At 43.9% G+C, this 16707-nt stretch carries 20 protein-coding genes and 1 tRNA gene; 12 read left to right on the forward strand and 9 right to left on the reverse strand.

Annotation, left to right across the window (positions count from 1 at the left end; all coding sequences use genetic code 11):
- Nucleotides 1-26 precede the first annotated feature (26 nt).
- The 5 genes from NWE95_03480 to larC form a co-directional block, all read right to left on the reverse strand.
- Nucleotides 27-1241 carry a PQQ-binding-like beta-propeller repeat protein gene (locus tag NWE95_03480; GenBank protein ID MCW4002959.1) on the reverse strand — a complete coding sequence of 405 codons (1215 nt, stop codon included), beginning with the start codon at nucleotides 1239-1241 and terminating at the stop codon, nucleotides 27-29.
- Between the two features lies 1 nt (nucleotide 1242).
- Complete coding sequence (locus NWE95_03485) at nucleotides 1243-1515, reverse strand: hypothetical protein (protein MCW4002960.1); 273 nt, start codon at nucleotides 1513-1515, stop codon at nucleotides 1243-1245.
- A gap of 412 nt (nucleotides 1516-1927) precedes the next feature.
- A tRNA-Leu gene (locus NWE95_03490) sits at nucleotides 1928-2047 on the reverse strand.
- A gap of 585 nt (nucleotides 2048-2632) precedes the next feature.
- On the reverse strand, nucleotides 2633-3451 hold the full coding sequence (gene larE / locus NWE95_03495; GenBank protein ID MCW4002961.1) for an ATP-dependent sacrificial sulfur transferase LarE: 819 nt from the start codon (nucleotides 3449-3451) through the stop codon (nucleotides 2633-2635).
- 11 nt (nucleotides 3452-3462) lie between these two features.
- The gene (gene larC, locus NWE95_03500) at nucleotides 3463-4716 is read right to left on the reverse strand and encodes a nickel pincer cofactor biosynthesis protein LarC (protein MCW4002962.1); all 1254 of its coding nucleotides are present in this window, start codon (nucleotides 4714-4716) and stop codon (nucleotides 3463-3465) included.
- A gap of 79 nt (nucleotides 4717-4795) precedes the next feature.
- Here larC and larB point away from each other — a divergent pair, with 79 nt between their 5' ends.
- From larB to NWE95_03530, 6 genes are all read left to right on the forward strand, one after another.
- Nucleotides 4796-5584 carry a nickel pincer cofactor biosynthesis protein LarB gene (gene larB, locus NWE95_03505; protein ID MCW4002963.1) on the forward strand — a complete coding sequence of 263 codons (789 nt, stop codon included), beginning with the start codon at nucleotides 4796-4798 and terminating at the stop codon, nucleotides 5582-5584.
- A 110-nt stretch (nucleotides 5585-5694) separates the two neighbouring features.
- On the forward strand, nucleotides 5695-6384 hold the full coding sequence (locus tag NWE95_03510; GenBank protein MCW4002964.1) for an energy-coupling factor ABC transporter permease: 690 nt from the start codon (nucleotides 5695-5697) through the stop codon (nucleotides 6382-6384).
- A 5-nt stretch (nucleotides 6385-6389) separates the two neighbouring features.
- A complete protein-coding gene (locus tag NWE95_03515; GenBank protein ID MCW4002965.1) occupies nucleotides 6390-6686 on the forward strand; it encodes a hypothetical protein in 297 nt (98 codons plus the stop codon).
- 2 nt (nucleotides 6687-6688) lie between these two features.
- Nucleotides 6689-7501, forward strand: a complete 813-nt coding sequence (cbiQ, locus tag NWE95_03520) for a cobalt ECF transporter T component CbiQ (protein MCW4002966.1) — start codon at nucleotides 6689-6691, stop codon at nucleotides 7499-7501.
- Nucleotides 7502-7516: 15 nt separating this feature from the next.
- On the forward strand, nucleotides 7517-8374 hold the full coding sequence (locus tag NWE95_03525; GenBank protein MCW4002967.1) for an energy-coupling factor ABC transporter ATP-binding protein: 858 nt from the start codon (nucleotides 7517-7519) through the stop codon (nucleotides 8372-8374).
- Between the two features lie 216 nt (nucleotides 8375-8590).
- A complete protein-coding gene (locus tag NWE95_03530) occupies nucleotides 8591-8839 on the forward strand; it encodes a hypothetical protein (GenBank protein MCW4002968.1) in 249 nt (82 codons plus the stop codon).
- Between the two features lie 40 nt (nucleotides 8840-8879).
- Here the strand turns inward: NWE95_03530 and NWE95_03535 are convergent, their stop codons facing one another.
- The gene (locus NWE95_03535) at nucleotides 8880-9506 is read right to left on the reverse strand and encodes a hypothetical protein (protein MCW4002969.1); all 627 of its coding nucleotides are present in this window, start codon (nucleotides 9504-9506) and stop codon (nucleotides 8880-8882) included.
- 217 nt (nucleotides 9507-9723) lie between these two features.
- Here NWE95_03535 and NWE95_03540 point away from each other — a divergent pair, with 217 nt between their 5' ends.
- The 3 genes from NWE95_03540 to NWE95_03550 all read left to right on the forward strand — a co-directional run bounded on the left by NWE95_03540 (nucleotide 9724) and on the right by NWE95_03550 (nucleotide 11368).
- Nucleotides 9724-9915, forward strand: a complete 192-nt coding sequence (locus NWE95_03540) for a hypothetical protein (GenBank protein MCW4002970.1) — start codon at nucleotides 9724-9726, stop codon at nucleotides 9913-9915.
- Between the two features lie 126 nt (nucleotides 9916-10041).
- Complete coding sequence (locus NWE95_03545) at nucleotides 10042-10848, forward strand: peptidylprolyl isomerase (protein MCW4002971.1); 807 nt, start codon at nucleotides 10042-10044, stop codon at nucleotides 10846-10848.
- A gap of 136 nt (nucleotides 10849-10984) precedes the next feature.
- Complete coding sequence (locus NWE95_03550) at nucleotides 10985-11368, forward strand: VOC family protein (protein ID MCW4002972.1); 384 nt, start codon at nucleotides 10985-10987, stop codon at nucleotides 11366-11368.
- On the opposite strand, the gene NWE95_03555 is transcribed toward NWE95_03550, so the two are convergent.
- Complete coding sequence (locus NWE95_03555) at nucleotides 11365-12423, reverse strand: NAD(P)-dependent glycerol-1-phosphate dehydrogenase (protein ID MCW4002973.1); 1059 nt, start codon at nucleotides 12421-12423, stop codon at nucleotides 11365-11367. The genes NWE95_03550 and NWE95_03555 overlap by 4 nt on opposite strands.
- A 50-nt stretch (nucleotides 12424-12473) precedes the next feature.
- Between NWE95_03555 and NWE95_03560 the strand changes: the two genes are divergently transcribed.
- From NWE95_03560 to NWE95_03570, 3 genes are all read left to right on the forward strand, one after another.
- On the forward strand, nucleotides 12474-13799 hold the full coding sequence (locus NWE95_03560; protein MCW4002974.1) for a hypothetical protein: 1326 nt from the start codon (nucleotides 12474-12476) through the stop codon (nucleotides 13797-13799).
- 125 nt (nucleotides 13800-13924) lie between these two features.
- Nucleotides 13925-14071 (forward strand): hypothetical protein, encoded by a 147-nt coding sequence (locus tag NWE95_03565; GenBank protein MCW4002975.1) that lies wholly within the window; start codon nucleotides 13925-13927, stop codon nucleotides 14069-14071.
- A 142-nt stretch (nucleotides 14072-14213) separates the two neighbouring features.
- The gene (locus NWE95_03570) at nucleotides 14214-14606 is read left to right on the forward strand and encodes a 30S ribosomal protein S8e (protein ID MCW4002976.1); all 393 of its coding nucleotides are present in this window, start codon (nucleotides 14214-14216) and stop codon (nucleotides 14604-14606) included.
- Nucleotides 14607-14613: 7 nt separating this feature from the next.
- On the opposite strand, the gene NWE95_03575 is transcribed toward NWE95_03570, so the two are convergent.
- Both NWE95_03575 and NWE95_03580 read right to left on the reverse strand, forming a co-directional pair.
- Nucleotides 14614-14928 carry a signal recognition particle protein Srp19 gene (locus NWE95_03575; protein ID MCW4002977.1) on the reverse strand — a complete coding sequence of 105 codons (315 nt, stop codon included), beginning with the start codon at nucleotides 14926-14928 and terminating at the stop codon, nucleotides 14614-14616.
- 13 nt (nucleotides 14929-14941) lie between these two features.
- Nucleotides 14942-16693, reverse strand: coding sequence for a glutamate--tRNA ligase (locus NWE95_03580; protein ID MCW4002978.1), 1752 nt, complete (start codon nucleotides 16691-16693; stop codon nucleotides 14942-14944).
- Nucleotides 16694-16707 lie beyond the last annotated feature (14 nt).

Here is a 16707-nt window from a genome sequence, read left to right on the forward strand (position 1 = left end):
AGTTATTGAGTAAACGATTTAATAAATTATATTTGCATATGGTTGGTGTTCTTTCGATGTCTACCTATCAAAGCAACAGAGAACATGCATAGAAGCAAAGGCAAAATTACCAACCAAGATAGCTCTGGAACTGATGGTGAAGGTTCAACAGTAATTGTAGCCTCTTGTAGCGCAAATAACCAGCCTGCACCATAGCTAGGGCTCTTGAGGGTTACATAAGAGACACCTACAAAGATAGTATCACCAATTATTAGAGGAGGCCCACTAATTATGCCCTCAAATGTGTAGTTCCACAACTTTTTCCCAGTTAAGGCATTGAGTTCATATAGACTGTGATGAACATAAGGGACGTAATCTCCTAACTCTCCTGAACCAACGTATAATCGTCCATTACTTATTGTCGGCATAATCAACAAAGGTCGGTCAGTTTTGTAACTCCAGATTCTTAACCCAGAAATGCCATTTATACAATAAACACCGTCTAATGCACTGACGTAGACATAGCCGTTCTCTACCACAGGCGGATTATGCAAACCTGGTCCAGCCCAACTATTTACCAATGAACTATCGGTCGGACATGCCCATAATTGTAACCCGTTAGAAGCATTAAATGCATATACGTTCTTATCCCCCGAGCCAAAGTAAACTATACCCTCAGCAACTGTAGGAGTTGTAATGTTGACCTTTGAGGTACTCCAAACCAGTTTTCTGCTCGACATATCAAACACATAAAGCTTTCCACCAACGAGCGATGCATCTTCAGCAGCTATTTGATTTGAAGTGACAAACATATAGCCATCAGAGATACATGGCGTAAAAGCATAACCGCTCGTTGGAAATGACCATATGAATTCACCTGTCATAGAATTCAAACAGTAAACTGCGCTGTCATGTGTCTTAGTTGTTTGGGAGAAAGTATTGCTGATTGCAAAGACACGGTAATCTTGGATGGCAATTGAAAGAAACTCCACGTCTTGTGCTGTATAGCTCCATATTTTTTTGCCAGTTAATTGGTCAAGACAGAAAACGTAGCCAGTAAAGGTATCAGTAGAGCGGTCATAACTTCCCCCTCCTATATAGAGAAAGGTTTCTAAAACGACTGTGTGCCCACCTGAAGGGAGTTCGTCGAAATGCCAAAGAACTTCACCGCTGGTTTCATCAAGACAATAAACACCATTAAAGAGCGTGCCTAAAAAAGACGCGCCCCCAATGACTATTGGCTTTTCTCGAATAAAATTCACTTTAAAACTCCACTAGTTCTCCAGTAAGAGCATCAATACAGTTGAGGAACGACTCATGACCTGAAGAAATGGCAAAAATTTTGCCATCACTGAACACTAATCCGGAAGTAGAAGTATCCTGCAATGTTGCATTCCATATCTGTGCAACTTGTCTCTTAAATTGTGGTTGGCCAAGCTCATGGGTGTTTACTTGTGCAAATGCAAATTCAAGAGTAACTAAGGACGTTAAGGATAATATAGCAAGCATTAAAGCTAAGATTCTTCTAGTATCCATAACTATTGTTAGAAAATAAAGGCGATAAAAGGCTAATTGTCAAGATTTATTGACTAAACTTTGTCAAGGTTTCTTGACCAAGTTTTCGCTGTCTTAATAAGCGAGCGCTTTTCAGGTGATTGAGTACCGTTATAAACATCTTGGGGGTGTTTGAGTGCGGGATAATGTCAAAAATTGTTGTAATGCCGTCTAAATCTCTGAGTTGCAAAGTCAAAAAGGGAGGGGTTGATGTAATTTAGCACTAACTTTGCCCGCTCAACCTTTTCTTAACCTGTACTGATTGTTAATCGTCCACAACCAATAAACAACCCAAAACGCAAACAGAACCAAGAAAGCAACATTTAGCATAATCCATAGGTTGATGTTGTACTAAAGCATCCCACTCAACAACTACTAGAAAAAACAGCAATAGTGGTGGCGGGGGTGGGACTTGAACCCACGAAGGCCTGCGCCAGAGGATCTTAAGTCCTCCTCCATATCTTAGGCAATCGAAATCTGGCCGCCTATTTAGACCTGGCTCGGATACCCCGCCACCAGCACCGATACAAGTCAACATGCTACAGTTTAAGTTTTTTGCCACACCACACCCGCTTTCTAGTTGCTAGCTTGCTGTGACAACATAACATTATATTCTATGAAAAGAAAGATTGTATTTGCCGGTTGAGGAACACGCTTCACGGCAACATGCAGACTGGTCTTGGGTAACTGCTAAAGACCGACTCTAGAGATTGCATCAAGGAGAACGGCTTTGACAAGTGCTAAAGAAACAGACGATGATTGCCATGAGGTTTAGACTCAACACGGCACAACTTTTTCCACAATAAAACCTGAACTTGTATTTTCAAAGGACATATTTGTATGCTATTAGGAACCCATTGCAGAACCCTATAGGGTAGGTTGCTGTTGCAGTTTACATTTTGGTTTACCACGTACATTCAGGGTTCTCTATGTACTGCGTACATCGCAAGGGCTAGGTTGCACGTAGTAACAGTGCGCTCGCCATGTACGTAGTAAAAAACAAACAATCCACCCGTTTTAAATAGGGGAGGGGTCTACAGCAAAGCAACAAAACATTCTATTCAGAGTATAAATAAGGGGGCTATAGAAACAAAAAGCCCTAAAGTGTTTTCATCATACTACCTGACCGATAACCTTCCAAATCAAAAGTCACGAACACAAAACCTAATCGCTTAAGCTCCACCGCCACCTTATCCTGAACGTCAACATTGCAAAACAGCGCCCGCTCAGCCGCTCCAACCTCGATGCGTGCTAAGCCGTTGTGGTCTCTAACCCTGACCTGCTTAACCCCAGCAATCGCCTTCACAACCTGCTCAGCCTTCTCGATTCGGCTCAACTTCTCAGCCGTAATTCGCTCATTAAACGGGATCCTCGAAGCCAAACACGCCAAAGCAGGCTTACCCGAAACGCTAAGCCCCAACTGCCCAGCCACACGACGAATCTCCTCTTTAGTAAACCCGCAAGCTATCCACGGACTAAACACGCCCTTGACCTCCTGCACAGCTTTGAAACCTGGCCTGTGACCCTGCAAATCAGAGTAGTTTGTACCCTCAAACACCACCTCAAACCCGCGTTCATGCGCAAACTCAACCAAGCGCTCAAGCAACGCTTTCTTGCAATAGTAACAACGGTTCTCAGGATTTCTGCTAAAATCCTCATTTTCTAACTCGTTAGTTTCCACCACGTACAACCGTATGCCTATCTCACCAGCCACTCTCTCAGCGTCTAGCAACTCCTCTGAAGGGTAAGTTGGAGACTTCGCCGTAACAGCCACACTCCTCTCACCCAAAACATCACGAGACACTGCGGCCAAAGTGGCACTGTCCACGCCTCCAGAAAAAGCAATCACCACACCACCTTTGCCCTTCTCAGCGATAAAACGCTTAAGCGCATCCAATTTTGCATTCAGTGCTTCCAACAAACCACCACTCAACTTTTACTTTTTAAAACCTCAAATGTGCGCGAAATAACCAAATCCGAAAGCTCACGCAGAGGCATCTTAGTTTTTTCCGCCAACCGTTTGAGGTCTTCATACTCAGGCTTTATGCGGATTACATCTCCGCTAAGGTTTCTTGCAACTTTAACTTTGACCATTTCCTTGTTGCCGCCTACAGCCAAATCAACAGCGTGCACCTCGCGGTTTATAATGTGCCGCGTGCAAGGGTAAACTCGCACCCCCAACGTACCAGTCTCATCAATAAGCACTTTTGTAAGGCGCGCAACATCGGTTTGGTCAGCGATAACTTTTATGATTTGTCCAGGCCTATTTTTCTTAGTAAACATTGGGATTATGCTCACATCTTTAGCGCCTTCGCTGAACAGTTTGTCAACAGTGTAACCTAACACTTCACCTGTCACATCATCAACATTGGTTTCCAAAACGGCAACTTCATCTCGCAAAAACCCACCATCCAAAGCCTTTCCAAGTGTCAGACGTAAAACAGCAGGAAACCCAGCAAAATCCTTTGTTCCCGCACCATAACCAACTCGCAAAGGCACAACCGCAGGATAAAAGCGCTCAACCGAATTCACCAAATTAACCAAAATCGAAACCCCCGTTGGAGTTGCAAGTTCAGCCTCAACTGGACCGCCCTCAAACGCAAAATTTCTAGAAGACAAAATCGCCAGCGCCGCTGGAGCAGGACTTGAAACGGTGCCATGCGAAAACTTGAAGGTACCTCCGCCCACAGCAACAGGAGTAGAGTAAATCGTTGCATCAAACAAGCCTAAATCATCCAGCGCCACGGCGCAACCAAGAATTTCAGCCGCAGTGTCCACCTTGGCAACCTCGTGCAAATGAGCCTCATCAAACGATGTTTTGTGCAAATCTGCCTCTGCACCTACAAGTGTGCGAATAACTTTAGAAGCGAAGTCTTTGGCTTTGGCTGATAGCGCAAGGTCGCATGCGGCTTTTTCAACTATATCTATGAGTTCGTTGCCACGCCGCTTTTGAGTTACCTCAGAAGTGACATCAATTTGTGTTGCTCTGAATTCCCCGCGCATTACCTGATTGATGTTTACTTTGATGTTTTTGTAGCCGAACTCTGGCTTCTCCAAAGACTTAATGGCAGAGACAACCCGTTCAGCGTTGGCACCAAGGTCAATTAGAGCGCCTAAAATCATGTCTCCTGCAACTCCAGAAACACGACAGTCAGTCACAAGAATCCGTTTAGTTTCATCCATGTGTATCATCAGAATTTGGTTTTATCGAGCAAGCATAATAAATATATTAACAAGTCGATTTTTTAAGTATTGTCTGCTTATGAGCTCGCTACGAGAAATTCTAGAAAAGGTTGCTGGCAAGGAGCTTTCGCCAGTTGAAGCTGAGAAACTGCTTCAGTTACTTGCGATTGACGAGGTTGGATGTTTAGCCAAACTGGATGGCAACAGGCAACTTAGAAAAGGTGCCCCAGAGGTAGTTTTGGCTGAAGGCAAATCACCAAGCGACGCAATGGAAATAGCCAAAAAAATGCTTGCCAATTGTGGAAGGGCGATTGTTAGCAGATGCACAAATGAGCATATCCAAGCGCTTAAAGACGCCTTTAGCAGTGATGCCGTACTTGAGGTTAATGAAAAAGCACGAATAGTTGTGGCAAAAAAGAAAAGCTTTGTGAATAGCAAAAACGGCGGAAGAATCGGGATTTTAACAGCTGGGACCTCAGACATCCCAGTGGCAGAAGAAGCAAAAATTATCGCGCAAGAAATGGGCTGCACAGTCTTCTCCACCTACGATGTTGGCGTTGCAGGAATCCACAGGCTTCTTGAACCAGTAAAAGAGCTAATCGCAAAAGACGTTGATGCCGTTATTGTCGTTGCTGGACGTGAAGGCGCGTTGGCTTCAGTGGTTACTGGGCTTGTGGATGTTCCAGTGGTTGCTGTTCCGACTTCGAACAGTTACGGTTTTGGAGAGAAAGGCTTGAGTGCGTTGATGGCTATGCTTCAGTCTTGCTCGTTGGGGTTAGCGGTTGTTAACATTGATGGCGGTGTGGCTGCTGGAGCAATGGCGGCTTTGATTGCTAATCATGCGGCAAAGTTTAGAAAAAACACGTAGTTTCTGACTTTGGTTTTTTTGTTTTGGATGATGTGTAAAGTAGCGGTAGCGAGAAAAGCTTTAATAGTAACACAGTTCTACACAATCGTGTTACTTAAGGAGAAAATGAAATGCACATCCCCGACGGATTCCTGACAATGGAAGTTGCAATAGCTGCATTCATAATAGCAATTATCTTTTGGGTAATCTCTTTTAAATACATCAAGCTCTCCGACCGACAAGTTCCCATGATGGGGTTGCTAACTGCACTTTTCTTTGCTGCTATGATGATGAACTATCCAATCATCGGCGGAACAACTGCACATCTTCTTGGCGCAGCGGCAATAGGATTAATACTTGGTCCGTTCGCAGGTTGCATCTCAATGACTGTAATTTTGGTTTTGCAGGCTTTCCTCTTTGGTGATGGTGGACTTATTGCTCTTGGCGCAAACGTTCTAAACATGGGGGTAATCGGAGTTTTTATCCCTTGCATACTGTTTTTAGCACTAAACAAAGGATTCAAAATTCAATCAAGCATCTCGCTGTTTGGAGCAATTTTTGCTTCAGCCTTCGCAGGGGATGTGCTAGCTGCCATTTCCGCAGGCACACAACTCGGCTTGTCTGTGCCAGTGTTCCAGTACGGTTTGAGTGTAGCTGTGCCAGCAATGGCAATTAACCATTCAATAATTGGTGTCGCAGAAGGTATAGTCACAGTAATCCTCATTGCTACACTGCTAAAGTTGCGTCCTGATGTTTTGCAACGTAGCCCCATCTTGGGCAAGCTCAGCATGTTTAAGATTAAACCAGAGGTAGAGGCGTAAAAGAGATGGCTAACCTAAAGAAAGTTAATCAAAAAACCGTCATAATCGGCTTAACTGTTTCTTTAATCTTTGTTGTCTTAGGCGTTTTCCTGTTCTCATACGCTAATGAAACATTCGACGTGAAAGCAGAAGAACTCGGCGCAGAAGAACAGCCAATCTATGAGCCACCGTTCCCAGACTACAGCATTATCGGGTTTGAGAATGAGTGGGGTGCCCTACTAATCGGCATAACGTCAACCTTGCTTTTGTTTGTCGCAGGGTTAGTTGTGGCTAAAATCCTTAGCAAGAAAAAGAGTCAATGAAAATGAAAGTGCCGCAGTCTTTGAGAGATTTAATGGAAGGCGCTGAATCGTTAGTTTACGTTGAGGACTTGAGCAACAGAAAAGGCGTCATGCAGAGCATAAACCCGCTAGTTAAACTAGTTGCAATTGTCTTTATGATTGCGGCTTCGCTGTTTATTTTTGAGCTTTCGTATTTGCTTGTTATCTGTTTGGTTCCAGTGCTTTTGGCAGTTGCATCAAGAATTCCGCTAAAGAGCTTTTTCACCAGAACTGCTCTGTTTCCAATGTTTGCGGCACTAATTTCTCTACCCGTCTTATTTTGGACAGCAGGGAGTCCTGTTTGGACAGCAAATCTTGGCTTTGCAAATTTAGTGATAACTATGGAGGGATTAACTCGTTTTCTGGTTTTCACGGTAAGAGTTTGGTTCTGTGTGGCATCATTGATACTGCTGGTTTTATCGACGGGCTTTGAAAAAACGCTAAAGCTCTTAGCCACCCTAAAAGTTCCATCCCTAGCAATTCAATTGTTTAGTTTGACTTACAGGTACTTTTTTATTTCAATCCACGAAGCGCAGAGCGTGTTAATGGCAAAGGAAGCACGGACATATGTCAACAAGAAAACACTAAACCTGCAATCCCTAAAAGACTTAGGCTCAATCATCGCTTCACTTTTCATACGCACCTACGAACGCTCAGAACGGGTTTATTTAGCTATGAAAGCACGTGGGTTTGAAATGGGCAACGACAACAAACTATCAATGCCCGCGTTTAGGGTAAGAGACGCCTTTTTTGCATCATCAATAATAGTCGCGTTTGCATTACTTGCGTTGTTGTAAGAAGGCGCCTCTATCATGGCAGACCCAATCGTCTCAGTGAAGGATGTTAAATTCAACTATCCAGCAGGCGTGAGCGCATTAAAAGGCGTGTCCCTTGAGGTCCATCAGGGCGAGCGCGTCGCGATTCTTGGTCCCAACGGTTCAGGAAAATCCACGCTGATACTGCTGATCGCTGGACTGTTGACTCCAAACAAGGGCGAAATAACTGTTTTTGGCGAAAAAACCACTTCCAAAGACTTCCAAAAGTTCCGTTCACGCATCGGCATAGTGTTTCAAGACCCAGATGACCAACTTTTCACTCCAAGCGTCATCGAAGATATTGAGTATGGACCAAAAAACCTCAAACTGCCAGAAGAAGACATTAAACAGAGGAGTGTACACGTGCTGACAAAGATGGGAATTGAACACCTTAAAGACCGCCCTCCGCACAGGTTAAGTTTTGGCGAAAAAAAGAAAGTTTCCTTAGCCACAGCTTTGGTGCTAAAACCTGAGCTTCTAATTCTAGACGAACCAACTGCAAATCTTGACTTAGTTTCACGCCGCGGCTTAATAGACACATTAAACGAACTTAGCGCATCAGGCACAACCATAATTGTCTCAACACATGACGTCGAAGCATTGCCTGAGTTAGCTGACCGCATAATAGTCATCAGCCACGGCTCACTACTTGGCGAAGGCGAAATCCACAGAGTTCTACAGGACGCCAAACTGCTTGAAGACTCAGGACTTGAACCGCCCACCATCGTTAACCTATTTACGGAACTGAAAAATCAACAATTGATCCATAGCGTGCCAATCACCGTGGCTGAAGGAAAAGACGAACTAATCAAGGCACTGAAAAACCGAAAAGGGAACACCACTTGCACTAGCTAACGTGGCAAATATTTTTGAATTAACGTAAAAATTGGCTAAACCGTCTTCTCTTTCATTGTTAGTTTATGTCTCGAAAGACTTTAATTTAAAATATTTTCCCATCTGAACTTCCGTTGTTCGCTAGCAAAGCAGCCGAATAAATGTTGTTTTCTTGCCGTAAATGAAGGTCTTTAGCAACATATTATTCACCTAGACAAATAAGTAAGCGATTGTTCATTGAATAAATCTATGGAAAGAGAGCTTGCGGTAAGGGTAATCAAACAGATAATGGAGATTTGCAACGTTAAATCTATAGTACTCAACCTGCATGCTAATAATAAATTATCTAAAGGTTTCCAGATACAAATTGAACTTTGCAACACGGAAAACGACCAATCATCCGTAGAAAAAATTGCGCAAAAAAAAGGTTTACTGGTAAATAAAACGGGTAACCTGCTGATTATCTACAAACCGCAAGTGAAATAGAACCAAACGATTCTCAGGTCTAGTGCACCAATTTTGCTATCTATCGTTCTTGAACTTCTCGGGCATCGGTGCAACCAGAGAATACAGTAGATTGGTTGCTCGGATTAAGATTGGGTGAAGTTTTCAGTTTTGATACGTTAAGGGATAGTTTGGTTCGCATGTTGGTCAACGGTACTTTCCAACTGTAATAGAGCAACAGACTTGCTGCTATGATTCTTAGGTAGATGGACGATGCCATCATCCATGACTGGACTTCTATGACAGTAAAACCCAAGTTTAAATTAAACAGTTTAGTGCTCTGTGGTATAAGCCACAGGCTGTAGTAACGCGCCAAATCATAGGGCGCACTCATCAAATGCCTAACGACACCATAAAAAACATCGTTCATTAAGGAAGCAGTTAGCCCAAGCCCGATGGTTAGTTTAAAATTCTTTATATCCATTACAGACAGGATGGCAAACGGCACAAAATACATCAGCGTTAGCCAAAGGTGATAGCCGCCGATGCCACTTCCTGAAGTTATTACGTCAATGTAGTTGATGAAGATTAAACCGTATATAACTGCGAAGGCAAGTAAGACGAGTGTTTTGTTTTCTTTTAGTGCTTGGGCTATGAGCCTTTTGCCTGTTGAATTGGTTTGTGAACGGAACGGATTTTTTAATCCCAAGCAGTCTCGTTAACTCCACACCCTCCCACCTCATCGTAAGTCTTAATAAAAACTTATTAAGCTGAAATACTAACCACAGATAAGTAAAAAGCTGCTCAAGTCGGTTACCGATAAAAAATTTCAAATTATCGATTAGTCCCATAATCAGCTTCCGACTCCGTATCAAACTAAACCTTAAAACCAAAAATAACAAATCTCTAAAAAAGGAAGTGTACCAATGACCATAAATCAAAAGCACGTAAAAATAGCAATCGCTAGTCCATACCAAGAAGGAATCAACCTTCTCATAGCAGACGGACTCTACGAAACCCAAACAGAAGTGATTAAAGACGCGCTAAGACGGTTACTCAAACACTACGGCATCCCCTTACTACAAGAACAAAATGCTTCCATCACACCTAATTGCTAAACCTCAAAAGCCGCATAACCTGACACGCCAAATAAACAACCCAACAACCAAAACATACAGCAACAACGTTTTTATTAGCGTTTGAAACTCTACACTTCCGACCTAAAACACAATGGATGATTCAAGATGGCACTACAAAAAGGAGATTTCATACTAATTGATTACATAGCTAAAGTTAAAGAAACAAACGAAGTCTTCGACACAACAAAAGAAGACATAGCTAAAAAAGAGCACCTTCAAAAAGAAGGCGAAATTTACGAGCCCAAACTTGTTGTTGTCGGCGAAGGCTGGGTTCTCAAAGCCTTAGACGACTCCTTAACAAACATGGAAGTAGGCAAACCCCAAACCGTAGAGATCCCCGCTGACAAAGCGTTTGGTCCACGCGACCCTGAAAAAATTAGACGTGTTCCCCTAAAACAGTTGCTTGCAAAACAAATTAACCCAACTGTTGGTGCACGCATCGAATTTCAAGGCAAAATGGCAACTGTCCGCTCTACTGGTGCAGGACGAGTGCTTCTGGATTACAATCCGCCGTTAGCGGGAAGAACACTAATCTACGACGTTACTCCGACCAAAAAGCTTGAGAAAAACGAAGAGAAAATCGCCGCACTAATCCACCGCAGGGTACCTCAAGTTGAAGAGAACAAGTTCAATCTTACAATAAAAAACCAAGACTTAGCCATAGACATGCCTGAAGAAACCTTCTACATCGAAGGCATCCAAATTGCCAAACGAGGCATCGCCATGGACATACAAAAGTTCCTCCCCGACATTGCAGACATAAAGTTTGTTGAAACATTCAAGTCAGCACCCAAACCAGCACCCGCCGCTCCAGCAACTTCAGCTCCAGAGACGGAGAAAGCGGCAAAGGCACCTGCGAAGAAACCAGCGGCAAAGCCGAAAAAACCAAAAGCTACCCCCGCTAAGGAATAAACAACCTCTTTTCTCATTCTTTTTTCTTTAAGCCTAACTTTTTATTCAAAATTCATAAATCCCTCAAACGCTTATAATTAATTAACACATTATTCAACCGAACATTATTGAAAATGGGGAGGTGAAATTTAACAGAATGGATCACACGGTGGTGCATTTTGAAATCCCAGCTAGTGACGTTGAAAAGTTAAAGGATTTTTACGAAAAAGTTTTCGGTTGGCAGATAGTGCTCGCTCCTGGACCAATCGAGTATTGGATTATCCAAACAGTGCCCGTTGACTCTAACGGCATGCCACTCAGACCAGGAGTTAACGGCGGCATGTACCGCAAACAACAGCAAGACAACAAACCAATCAACTATTTCTCAGTTGAATCGATTACGGATTTTTTGGCAAAAATCGAAAAAATGGGTGGAAAAGTAACTCAGCCTAAAGAAGAGGTTCCTAACGTTGGCTGGATAGCTGCGGCGGAGGACCCTGAGGGAAACCAGTTTGCGCTGCTTCAGCCGTTACGTCCCTAAGAAATTATGCCTGTTGCCCTCGCTACTGTCTCGCATGCGTCAAGGTTAAGATTGAGCTTATGCAGGATAGTGTACCGTTCAGGTCTTATCTTGGTGGCTGCATGCAATGCTTTAACAACATCTGCGTTTTCGACGCCTAATTCTTGAGCAGTTGTAGGTGCACCTATCTGTTTGAGCGTTTTCTTAATGCGTTGCCAGTTTGAGCCGTGCAGAAAAGAAGTCAAAATCGCTCCAACACCGCACTGTTCACCATGCATAGCATGGTGCGAATTCACCAAGTCCAAGGCGTGACTGAAGAGGTGTTCGGAACCGCTACAGGGTCGACTGCTTCCTGCGATGCTCATAGCTACTCCACAGCTGATTAATGCTTCAAGCAGTACCCGTAAGCCATCCTGCTGGCGGTACACGATTAATTCAGCGTTTTCTGTTACTAGTTTTGCGCTCATTAAGGCTAAGCTGGCGGCGTAGCCTCCGTAGTATTCGCCTGTTTCGGAGTGTGCGAGTTGCCAGTCTTTGACGGCTGTGAATTTGGAGATTACGTCTCCGCAACCGCTGATGACAAAGCGCCATGGTGCTTGGGCGATAACGTCTGTGTCTGCAATTATCGCCATTGGCGCCTGTGCCATTATGGAGTAGGGTTTTTCTGAGCCTTTTATTGATGCTAGGGGGCTTGCGATGCCATCATGGGACACTGTTGTGGGAACGCTGATGAAGGGGATGTTTTGGCTAACTGAACTTACTTTAGCTGCATCGATTATTGTTCCGCCGCCGACCCCAAAAAGCACCTGTGGCTTTAACCGTTTTATTTGTCCCTCAATGGTTAGCATGTCGTTTACTGTCATTGATTTAACCATAAGAAAATCAACGTTGAAAGCAGATTCTTTAAGAAAATTGGAAACTGCTTTGCCAGCTATGTCGTAGCATTTTTCGTCTGACATAACTAGGGCTTTCCCTCTAAGTCCTAATCTGCTGACAACTTCAGGGATGCGGTGGAGGGCACCTTTTCCAACGATGACCTCGCGTGGAAGCTGCATGTAATGATAGTTTAAAGTCAAATGTACCACTGTGACTTGAGAACTATCTGGACTGCTAGGTTTTAAAACGTTTGGGGAATCGCACGGTTGCTAAGTCAAGAAACCTTGACGAAAAACCATTTATTACTCAAATTAAGCGTGAATCTGTGATAGTCATGAAGAAGAACAGCACTTGCCTTATAGTCATCTTTCTCTGTTTAATGCTGATTGCTCCAATCTTTTTCCCTGCTGTTTGGGCAACAGAGAACTCTTGGACAACAATGGCTTCTATGCCAACCGCTCGGTCTTCATTGGGTGCTGCTGTGGTTGATGGAAAAATCTATGTAATAGGCGGCAAAGATGGAGTGAATGAGGTTTATGACCCTGCTACTAATACTTGGGCAACAAAAGCGCCCTTGCCAAGCCAGCGAACAAGTTTTGGCATAGCTGCCTATGCAAATAAAATATACGTTATAGGCGGCTACGCGAACACGACTACTGATGGAATCTCAAATTTATCAGGTCTTGTAGAGGTTTACGACCCCGCAACCAACAGTTGGGAGACTAAAACTTCGATGCCTACACCGAGGGCACAGTTGACCGCATGTACTGTTAACGGGAAAATCTATACCTTGGGCGGATTCGAAAACTCGTTTAGCGGAAAATGTTCTGCAGTCAACGAAGTCTACGACCCAGAAACTGATACGTGGTCAACCAAAAAACCTATGCTTGCGGATATGTATGCTCATTGTGCTGTTGCATTAGGCGACAAAATTTATGTTATTTGGGGGCAATCTGGCGGACAATCAGGGAGCTACTTGAGTGGTCCATGGAATCAAATTTACGATACCAGAACCAACACTTGGACGTTGGGTGCTGCTCCACCTGAACCAGTACACCGCTCTGCGGCAGTGGCAACAAGCGGCTTGTACGCTCCCCAGAAAATCTACGTCATAGGCGGCGAAGTTGGTTTTATGGAAGCTACAAACACCACTCAAATTTATGACCCACAAACGGATACTTGGAGTATGGGCGCTTCTATGTCTACTGCACGGCAACGTTTGGCACTTGCGGTTGTCGACGACCTAATCTATGCAATAGGCGGCAGTTACCCCGAATACTGGAACCCAGCATCAAATAGCCAAAACAGGCACTACACCCTGCTAAGCACCAGCAACGTGGAACCGCTTAATTTCGTGCCCCAGCAAAATTCTGCTCTAAACGAACAGTATACACCAATCGGTTATGCAGGTCATGAACCATCAGAGGCTACTTCACCTCCAAACGATGGCACAAAATCTCAGCCAGACTTGCCAGTTGTGGCTATAGCCGCGGCTTCTGTGGCTGTTGTAGCCGTCGCAGGAGTAACTGTACTCTTGTTTTTGAGAAAATACACCCGCAGGCAACAAACAAGTTAGCTATTCGACATATTTTCATCCTAATTTTTGACCTATGCAGAAACCTATAGGGGGTAGGTGCTACTGGCGGTTTTTCAAGCCATTAGCATGTTGAAAACTTGCTTTTTATAGGGGGATAGGGTCTAATGGCAGAGCAAGCAAACTTGCTACCGTACATACAAACGTACATGCTTTCACACACACGAACAATCGCCAAGCCCACAACCAAACAGCAACCCAAACCAAACGCAGACACAAAAAAGCAAAGTCCAGATAACTCCGCTGGAAGATGATGAGTAAGGGAGCCACTTTCTTCTTCTAATACTAGAAAAAACAACCCAGCAAAACCCCAAACAACAACCCACAAACGGATACGTTTATATCTAAAATAACAGTTTTACTCAATGCTCAAACCAAAAAAGGAAACAAAACAACATGTCATCACACAGCAGCCTAAGAAAAAGAAAACTAACAGGCGGCAAAAAACGCGCCTACCGCACCAAAAAACTCTACGAAGCAGGCGGATACCCAGCCGAAACCATCCTAGGCGAACCAAAAAGAAAAATCTCCAGAGGCAGAGGCGGCAACATGAAAATCAAAGTCCTAAGCGACAAATACGCCTCAGTAACCGACTCTAAAAGCGGAAAAACAGAAAAAACCGAAATCATACGCGTCGTCCGCAACGATGCGAACGTAGACTACAACAGACGTGGAGTCATAACAAAAGGCGCAGAAATCGAAACCACCTTAGGCTTAGCAAAAGTAACAAGCCGACCAGGCAACGACGGCATTATCAACGCCATCCTCATAACCAAAGAAAAAGCCTAAAAACTCATTATTTCTTGGTTGACAACTGCTGCGGTTGCTGGCTTTTAATCTTCACTAACCGTTTAGCTATCTTTTTGATTATCTCTTCTTTAGCTTCCCGCTTCTCAACAAACAGCATGCCTGATTTAACCCACGGCATCTTGGGATAATGTGCATCAACGTTAACCTCATTCTTTAACCCCAACTTATCCACGGCCTCTTTAATCTCCAAAATCTTCGGAGCCTGCACTGCTAAAATCTTTGGGACTCTGCGCCCTTCCTTCCTTGTTCTGGCAGCATCAAAATAAGCAGGCCAAATTATCGCCTTGTCAAGCTTTCTCATGTTTCTTCACCTTTTACTTGTGAGCGTAATACGCCACCAACTTTTCACTGTTCTGGTCTACACGCGCAAACCCGAACCGCTCAAACTGTATAATAGCGTCAGTCTTTAACATTTTGCAATAAGCCTCAGCAAAGCCCTCAGCAACTGTTGCGTCAGGCATGACGACTTGACAAGGAACCTCGAAGCCTTTAGGAATCCACTGAATAAGTTGCACCTTAATTTTTCTAACATCCTCATAAGACTCGCTTGCAAAAGTTGCAGTGACGTATTTCTCGTTTTTGCTTTCAATTTTAACGTTGAAGAGTTCCATAAGCCGCACCATTTTGCCCTCCTCAAGGTTCTCGGCGTCTTTCTTGGCAACCCAAAAACTCACTGCCTTCTCTTTGCCTGCTGGCTCAACCTTGTATTCTCTAAAACCACGCTCAGGTTTATCAGGATACAACGAAAGCTTGGCATCGAAAGTCTTCGGCACCCCCACAACTTTCAACTCTAAGGGCTCTGCCACAAAAAAGTAGCGATTGCTTGATGCATCAAGAATTTTGCGGTTATACGAGTACAGGTTCTCCCAACTTAACGTGACATCGTTGGGCTTTATTCCCACGTCAACAATCATCTTCTTAATCGCTTCAGGAGTAATCCCGCGCTTTCTAAGAGCAGCAAACGTGCCAAGCCGCGGGTCATCAAAACCAGCATAAACGCCTTCTTTTATGCCCTGAACAATCTTTGACTTACTAAGAAAAGCACCAGTAATTTTTAATCTGCCATAATGGATGGCTTCAGGGTACTCCCAACCTAAATGCTTGTACATGTACTTTTGACGCACCATGTTAGTGTAATGCTCTTTGCCGCGGATGATGTGGGTCATGCCCATCAAGTGGTCATCTAAACCAGCAGCTAAATTGTAGAGAGGCCAAAGAATGTATTTGCTTCCAACCCGTGGATGCGGATACTTTTTAGTGTCAATAATTCGCAAAGCTGGCCAATCTCGAATAGCAGGGTTAGGATGTTCCAAGTCGGTTTTCACTCGAACCACTGCTTGTCCTTCCTTGTATCCGCCACTTAGCATGCGTTGCCAACGCTTCAAATTCTCGGCGGCTGACATGATACGGCAAGGACAAGGTTGTTTAGCTAAAATTTTCTTGCGGAACTCTTCGGGTTGGCACTCGCAAACGTAGGCATTTCCATCACTGATTAACCGCTCTGTATATTCATAGTAAATGGGCAAACGGTCACTTTGGATGTATTCTTCGTCCACTCTGCAACCAAGCCACTTCAGGTCTTGCCTGATGCTGTCATAGAATTCCAGTGAAGGACGCTTCACTTTTGGGTCTGTGTCCTCAAAGCGCAGGATAAATTTGCCGTTGTATATGCGAGCGTACTCATGACTCAAAAGTATAGCTCTGGCAGAGCCCAAGTGCAGAACACAGTCAGGGTTTGGTGAAAAACGTGTCACTATCTGCTTATATTTATCGGCATTCGGCAGCTGTGGCAAGCGTTTTTCTTCAGCTTCTTTCTTTTTTTGTGTTTCAGGCCAATTCTTTTCTACAATCGCCTTCTGCTCAGCCAAAGATAAAATGTTAACTTCTTTAACAACTGAATTGATTACGCCCGAGAGTTCCTTGGCTTTGCTTCGTAACTCTGCTTTTTCGCCCAGAATCTTGCCGACTAAAGCACCTGCTTGTGCTTTACCATCGTGTGAAACCGCGTTTAGTAAGGCTACTTTTCTGATAAGTTCTCGAAGTCCGCTGTCTTTTTCTAGTGTCAAACTGTTTACGCTCG

The sequence above is a fragment of the Candidatus Bathyarchaeota archaeon genome, assembly GCA_026014725.1.
GTDB lineage: Archaea > Thermoproteota > Bathyarchaeia > Bathyarchaeales > Bathycorpusculaceae > Bathycorpusculum.

Excerpts from the sequence above, each read along its gene's own strand:
- NWE95_03540 (MCW4002970.1), top strand. The coding sequence starts at position 9,724 with ATGACCATAAATCAAAAGCACGTAAAAATAGCAATCGCTAGTCCATAC.
- NWE95_03565 (MCW4002975.1), top strand. The coding sequence starts at position 13,925 with ATGGCAGAGCAAGCAAACTTGCTACCGTACATACAAACGTACATGCTT.
- larB (MCW4002963.1), top strand. The coding sequence starts at position 4,796 with ATGAGCTCGCTACGAGAAATTCTAGAAAAGGTTGCTGGCAAGGAGCTT.
- NWE95_03525 (MCW4002967.1), top strand. The coding sequence starts at position 7,517 with ATGGCAGACCCAATCGTCTCAGTGAAGGATGTTAAATTCAACTATCCA.
- NWE95_03575 (MCW4002977.1), bottom strand. The coding sequence starts at position 14,928 with ATGAGAAAGCTTGACAAGGCGATAATTTGGCCTGCTTATTTTGATGCT.
- NWE95_03515 (MCW4002965.1), top strand. The coding sequence starts at position 6,390 with ATGGCTAACCTAAAGAAAGTTAATCAAAAAACCGTCATAATCGGCTTA.
- NWE95_03550 (MCW4002972.1), top strand. The coding sequence starts at position 10,985 with ATGGATCACACGGTGGTGCATTTTGAAATCCCAGCTAGTGACGTTGAA.
- larC (MCW4002962.1), bottom strand. The coding sequence starts at position 4,716 with ATGGATGAAACTAAACGGATTCTTGTGACTGACTGTCGTGTTTCTGGA.
- NWE95_03545 (MCW4002971.1), top strand. The coding sequence starts at position 10,042 with ATGGCACTACAAAAAGGAGATTTCATACTAATTGATTACATAGCTAAA.
- cbiQ (MCW4002966.1), top strand. The coding sequence starts at position 6,689 with ATGAAAGTGCCGCAGTCTTTGAGAGATTTAATGGAAGGCGCTGAATCG.
- NWE95_03510 (MCW4002964.1), top strand. The coding sequence starts at position 5,695 with ATGCACATCCCCGACGGATTCCTGACAATGGAAGTTGCAATAGCTGCA.
- NWE95_03485 (MCW4002960.1), bottom strand. The coding sequence starts at position 1,515 with ATGGATACTAGAAGAATCTTAGCTTTAATGCTTGCTATATTATCCTTA.
- NWE95_03570 (MCW4002976.1), top strand. The coding sequence starts at position 14,214 with ATGTCATCACACAGCAGCCTAAGAAAAAGAAAACTAACAGGCGGCAAA.